Annotated in this window: 6 protein-coding genes; 3 read left to right on the top strand and 3 right to left on the bottom strand. The window is 74.4% G+C overall.

Annotation, left to right across the window (positions count from 1 at the left end; all coding sequences use genetic code 11):
• Positions 1 to 146: 146 nt before the first annotated feature.
• Both SM577_RS16300 and SM577_RS16295 read right to left on the bottom strand, forming a co-directional pair.
• Complete coding sequence (locus SM577_RS16300) at positions 147 to 1,136, bottom strand: MBL fold metallo-hydrolase (protein ID WP_474582116.1); 990 nt, start codon at positions 1,134 to 1,136, stop codon at positions 147 to 149.
• Positions 1,137 to 1,290: 154 nt separating this feature from the next.
• Positions 1,291 to 2,205, bottom strand: coding sequence for a serine hydrolase (locus SM577_RS16295; protein WP_302917985.1), 915 nt, complete (start codon positions 2,203 to 2,205; stop codon positions 1,291 to 1,293).
• Between the two features lie 75 nt (positions 2,206 to 2,280).
• Here SM577_RS16295 and SM577_RS16290 point away from each other — a divergent pair, with 75 nt between their 5' ends.
• The 3 genes from SM577_RS16290 (at position 2,281) to SM577_RS16280 (ending at position 5,028) form a co-directional block, all read left to right on the top strand.
• Positions 2,281 to 3,234, top strand: a complete 954-nt coding sequence (locus tag SM577_RS16290; protein WP_474587244.1) for a LysR family transcriptional regulator — start codon at positions 2,281 to 2,283, stop codon at positions 3,232 to 3,234.
• A 107-nt stretch (positions 3,235 to 3,341) separates the two neighbouring features.
• Positions 3,342 to 4,193: an aldo/keto reductase gene (locus SM577_RS16285; protein WP_302917987.1), complete on the top strand. Its 852-nt coding sequence runs from the start codon at positions 3,342 to 3,344 to the stop codon at positions 4,191 to 4,193.
• Positions 4,194 to 4,332: 139 nt separating this feature from the next.
• A complete protein-coding gene (locus SM577_RS16280) occupies positions 4,333 to 5,028 on the top strand; it encodes a hypothetical protein (RefSeq protein WP_302917988.1) in 696 nt (231 codons plus the stop codon).
• Between the two features lie 46 nt (positions 5,029 to 5,074).
• Here the strand turns inward: SM577_RS16280 and SM577_RS16275 are convergent, their stop codons facing one another.
• Positions 5,075 to 5,914 (bottom strand): helix-turn-helix transcriptional regulator, encoded by an 840-nt coding sequence (locus tag SM577_RS16275; RefSeq protein ID WP_474587243.1) that lies wholly within the window; start codon positions 5,912 to 5,914, stop codon positions 5,075 to 5,077.
• Positions 5,915 to 6,011 lie beyond the last annotated feature (97 nt).

Genomic DNA, 6,011 nt, shown 5'->3' with positions numbered 1-6,011 from the left:
CTCGACGCCCAGCTCAAGGAGCTGCGGGGCGAGCGGGAGCGGACCGAGGAGGCGTGGCTGACCCTCGCCGACGAGATCCCGGCGAGCTGACCGGCCCCGGGGGGGGGGGGGGGGGGCGCCCCCGGCCCCCCCCCCCCGCGGCCGGATCAGAAGTGGTAGGCGGTGCCGTACTCGGGCACCAGCACCCGGCTGCGCGGCGACACCCGCCGGATGGTGGCAATGAACTCGTCGAGGCGCTTGCGGTCGTTCGGCGCCACCGGCACCGGGTTGCGCAGCTCGACCTCGAAGTTGTCGAAGTGCACCGGCACCACGACCTTCGGGTGGTCCAGCGCGGTGAGCAGCCGCTCCGCGTAGTCGGCGGTGGCGGTGCTGCTCGGCAGCGCCACCATGGCCACGTCCGGGGCGAGGCCGGTCAGGTTCCGTTCGACGAAGTCGCTCGCGCCCATGAAGAACACCGCCGGCCCGCCGTCGACCCGCAGCTGGTAGGCGAGGGTGTCGCCCTCGGGCAGGTCGGCGATGGTCGCCGGCTTCGGCGGCGGGCTGACCCGTACGCCCGGGAAGGCCATCGAGTACGACACGTTGCGGCTGTGCAGCGAACCGACCACCTCCACCGTGTGGTCGCCGAAGTCCAGCACCTCCCCACCCTTGACCGGGCTGAGCTGCCCGGACGGCACCCCGTACGCCAACCCGAGGTGGTACGCGGTCAGCGTGCCGAACACCTGCGCCCCGGTGCGGCCGGCGATGTACGGGACGTCCATGTAGTGGTCCCAGTGGGTGTGCGTGACGAACACCGTCGCGGCCCGGTCCACCAGCGCGTCGACCGCCGAGGTGTTGACCTCCAGCGACTTCGACTGGTTGAAGGCGCCCGTGAACAGCCCGGTGTCGAGGCGGCTCAGGTAGGGGTCGATCAGGACGGTCCGGTCGCCGATGTCGACCCGCCAGCCCGACGTACCCCACCAGCGGAAGCTGACCGGGCCGCGGCGCCGGCCGGCCGGGGCGGCCCCGACCGGCGCGGCGGCCGGCGGTGCGGCCTGCGCCGGTGCGGCCAGGGTGGCGCCGGCGAGCCCGGCGGTGGTGACCAGGGCGGTGCCGGCGGCGGCGTCGCGCAGGAAGCGGCGGCGGTCCAGGTTGGGCATGCGGAACTCTCCCCGTCGTGGTGCTGATCGGTCGGCCCCGAGCCAACCAGCGCCACCCGGGCCAGGTCCAAGATCGACGGCCGAAAGGCTCGATATCCGTCCGGATATCAGCCCAGGTCAGCGCCGGGGCAGCAAGGCGCTGCGGGCCGGAAAATCACTCCCCGCGCAGCGCCTCGACCGCCGTCCGGGCGGCCTCCCCCATGGCCAGGTCCACGTCGATCCGGCGGGTGGCGAGATCGGCCATCCGGGCGAAGACGGCGATCGCGTACCGGCCGCCGTCGGGGTACTCGGCGACGCCCGCCTCCAGGTGCAGCCCGGGCAGGGTGCCGGTCTTGCCGGCGACCCGGACGCCCGGCGGAAAGCCCGAGGCCAGCCGGGTCCAGAACAGCTGCCGCGACATCCACTCCCGGACCATCGCGCACGCCTGGGCCGGGCCGGCCTCGTCCCGCCAGATCAGGCCCAGCAGCCGGGTGATCTCCCGCGCCGTGCTGGCGGTGGTCTGCGCGGGATCGAAGACCCGCATCGCCCGGACCCGCTCGACCGGCAGGGTCGGAAAGATCCGGGCGAACTCCGCCTCGGTCCGCGCACCGACGTCGGCCAGCATCGACTCGGCGAGCTGCCGGGGGCCGCCGACGATCCGGGTGCGGGACAGCCCCAGCTCGGCGGCGAGCATCGGCAGCAGGTCCGGGCCGACCCGGCGCAGCAGCAGGTCGGCGGCGGTGTTGTCGCTCACCGACATGGCGAAGTAGGCCAGGTCGCGCAGCGAGACCTCGGCGTCGTCGGCACAGCCGGCGATCCCCCAGCCACCGAGCCGGTCCTCGGCGGTCACCAGCACCCGCTCGCGCGGGTCGAGCTGACCGGCGACCACCTGCCGGGCGAACTCCAGCACCAGCAGGATCTTGAAGATCGAGGCGATCACCACCTGCTCGTCGGCCCGGACCGCCACCTCCCGGCCGCCGTCGACCCGGGCGGACCCGCCCGGCCGGCCCCCGGCCAGCTCCACCACGTGCAGGTTGGCGGTGATGCCGAGCCGGTCGAAGATCCCGTCTATCCGCTCCCGCACCGTCACCCCTGGCACGGTAGTGGCCGTCCGGGCCGGGACGGGGCGGCGGGTGCGCTGCCGCCCCTGGCGTAGCCTGCGGCGGTGGACCTGCTCCGACACCTGCGGCACTTCGTGGTGGTCGCCGAGGAGCTGCACTTCGGGCGCGCGGCCGAGCTGCTGGGCATGGCACAGCCGCCGCTGAGCCAGTCGATCCAGCGGCTGGAACGGGAGCTGGGGGTCGAGCTGTTCGACCGGTCCCGCCGGCAGGTGCGGCTGACCACCGCGGGCGAGCTGCTGCTCGCCGAGGCCGAGGAGCTGCTGGCCGGCGAGCGCCGGCTGCGCAACGTGCTGCGCCAGGCGCGCGACGGCGTACTGGGCGTGCTGCGGGCCGGCGTGCCGCCGGAGACCCCGGCGGTCAGCCTGCGGGCGCTGCTGGACCGGCTGGTCGGCCGGGCGCCCGGGCTGGACGTCGAGCTGCACGAGCTGACCAGCGGCGAACAGGAGCGGATGCTCGCCGAGGGGCGGCTGGACGTGGGGTTGCTGCACCACCCGGTCGCCGCCGACGGGCTGCGCTTCGGCGCGGCGGTGGACGTACCGCTGGGGGTCCTGCTGCCGCGGACCTCGCCGCTGGCCCGCGCCCGGGAGGTGGAGCTGGCCGCGCTGGCCGGCCTGGACCTGGTGGCCGCGCCCCGGGCCACCGCGCCCGGCTGGCACGACCACCTGCTCGACGTCTGCCGCCGGCACGGGTTCGCGCCGGCGCGGGTGCGCCCGGCCCGTAACCCGGAGTTCCTCTTCGGGCTGGTGCTGGCCGGCGGCGGGGTGGCCGTGGAGCCGGCCGCGCTGGGCCGCCGGGAGCCGCGGATCGCCTGGCGGCCGGTGGCCGGCGCCCCGCTGGTCAAGCGGACCTCGGCGGCGTGGCCGCGGCGGGCCGCGCACCCGGCCGCGCCGATGGTCGGGCAGCTCGCGGCCGAGGTGCTGGCCGCCGCCGACCCGCCTGCCCCACCGGCGGCACCGGCGCCACGGCCCTGGCGGGTGCTCTTCGACGCCGCCGGCTGAGGCGCGGATCACCGGTGAGAAACGCCGGTCCCCGGGTACGCGGACAGGCGGCAGACGGTACGTGGAGGCGCATCCGCTACCCGGCGACGACCGGCGAAGGAGCCGCAATGGCGAACACCATCCCCGACATCACCCTGAACGACGGCAACACCATCCCCCAGTTCGGCTTCGGCGTGTTCCAGATCGAGCCGAAGGACACCGTGGCGGCGGTCCGCACCGCCCTCGAGGTCGGCTACCGGCACATCGACACCGCCGAGATGTACGGCAACGAGGCCGAGGTGGGGCAGGCGATCCGGGAGAGCGGGCTGGACCGGGGCGAGGTCTTCGTGACCAGCAAGCTGAGCAACGCCTTCCACCGCCCGGACGACGCCCGCAGGGCGTTCGAGTCGACGCTGGCCGCGCTGAAGACGGACTACATCGACCTGTTCCTGATCCACTGGCCGCTGCCCACCCGCTACGACGGCGACTTCGTCTCGACCTGGCGGACGCTGGAGGAGTTCCAGCGCGACGGGCGGGCCCGCTCGATCGGGGTGTCGAACTTCCAGGTGCCGCACCTGGAGCGGCTGGCCGCCGAGGCCCGGGTGGTGCCGGCGGTGAACCAGATCGAGGTGCACCCGTACTTCGGCAACGAGCAGGTGCGCGAGTACGACCGGACGCACAACGTCATCACCGAGGCGTGGTCGCCGATCGCGCAGGGCAAGGTGCTGGACGACCCGACGGTGGTCGACATCGCCCAGGAGGTCGGCCGGACCCCGGCCCAGGTGGTGCTCCGCTGGCACGTGCAGCGCGGCGACGTCGTCTTCCCGAAGTCGACCACGCCGGCCCGGATCGAGGAGAACTTCCGGATCTTCGACTTCGAGCTGGACGACGTGGCGATGGAGCGGATCACCGCGCTGGACAAGGGCCCGGCGGGACGGCAGGGGCCGGATCCGGACACCTTCGACTACCTCCCCGCGTAACGGGGCGGATCACGGCGGCGCTGATGGCAGGGGGGCCCGGACGGGCCCCCCTTTGTCGCTTTCAATCCCTGGGCGACCCGCGCGGTCGAGGAACGCCGGCGAGTCTGCGCCCAGCAACCGAAAGGATCGCGCCCCCGCGATGATGCGCCGCCGTACCCCGCTGCTGCTCCTGTCGATGCTGGCCCTGCTCGCCCCGACCGCGTGCGGGCCGGCCGAAGCCGAGACACCCCGCTGGTCCGCACCGGCGGAGTCGGCCTCGCCGAGCGCGCCGGCGCCGCGTCCCGCGCCGACCTCCACCGCCGAGGTCCGCAGCCGGGTGAAGGCGGCGATGTTGGACCTGGACAGCACGTTCCACCCGGAGACGGCGGAGTTCACCGAGGAGAACAGCGAGGCGTGGAAGCTGATCTCGCTGTGCCGGGACAGCCTGCCCTCCGACCGCAAGCGCACCGCCTACCGGGAGCGGGTCTGGGACGGCGAGACGGTCTGGATCCGGCAGTACGTGGTCGGCTACCTGAAGGTGCCCGGGCGCAAGCTCGCCGACGAACTGCGGTCCGTGCTCAAGACCTGCAAGAAGTACGAGGTGCCCAACGACGGGCGCACCTCGGAGATCGTCCGGCCGACGCCCCCGCCGGTGGCCGAGGGCCCGGACACCATCACCTTCTGCGAGAAGCTGATCGGCGAGGCCACCCGGCACCAGTGCACCCTGATGCTGGTCCGGGGCAACTTCGTGCTCCAGGTGGACGCCTCGGCGGACGAGGGCGACCTGGCCGCCGGCAGGGACCTGCTGGCCAAGCTGGCGCCGCTGGCCACCGCCGCCCTGGAGCGGGCCACCTGAGCCAGCGGGCTCGCTCCACGGAGGGTGCGGTGGACGGCCGAGCGGGTCAGCTGGTGACCCGCTCGGCGAGCCGGCGGAAGACGGCCGCGGTGGGCGAGCCCGGTTCGGGCACGTAGACGATCAACCGCTGGTCGGTCTCCGGCACGTGCAGCACCCGGCACTCGAACTCCAGCAACCCCAGGTCGGGGTGCGGCACCCGCTTGACGATCAGGCGGCGCTCCGCCACGTCGTGCTCGGCCCAGAGCCGCGCGAACCGGGGTGAGGTGCCGAGCAGCTCGGTGACCAGCTCGGCGAGGCCCCGGTCGCGGGGGTAGCGGCCGTAGGCGGCGCGCAGGTCGGCGATCGTGGTGCGGGCGAAGTGCACCACCTCCGGGTCGGCCCAGTGCGCGTCGTCGGACATCCGGAACATCCAGCGGACCATGTTGCGGTCGGCGGCGGGCACCGCCGCGAGATCCCCGACGAAGTACGTGGCCAGCCGGTTCCAGGCCAGGATCTGGTAGCTGGCGTCGACCAGGTACGCCGGGGTCTCGGTCATCGCGTCCATCAGGTGCCGCAGGCCGGCGGGAACCTCCCGGCTCGGCCCGGCGGCCGGGGGCGGAGCCACGCCGGCCACCCGGAACAGGTACTCGCGCTCGTCCCGGGTGAGCAGCAGCGCCCGGGCCAGCGCGGACAGCACCTGCCGGGACGGGTGCGGGCCGCGGCCCTGCTCCAGCCGGATGTAGTAGTCGACCGACATGCCGGCCAGCTGGGCCACCTCCTGCCGGCGCAGCCCCGGGGTGCGGCGGCGTACCCCGTCGGGGAGACCGACCTCGGCGGGGCGCAGCCGCTCCCGGCGGCTACGCAGGAACGCCGCCAGTTCCTCCCGGCGCAGGCAGTTTCTGGTCATGCCGTCAAGCTTGCCTCGGCCGGCGCCGCCGAGGGTGGTACCGCCGGTCCCAGCCTCGGCCGGTCTCTCCCGCCGGGCGGGCCGGGCCGGCACCGTC

It is taken from the genome of Micromonospora desertarenae (assembly GCF_056150265.1).
This window is presented reverse-complemented; position numbering and strand designations above follow the sequence as displayed.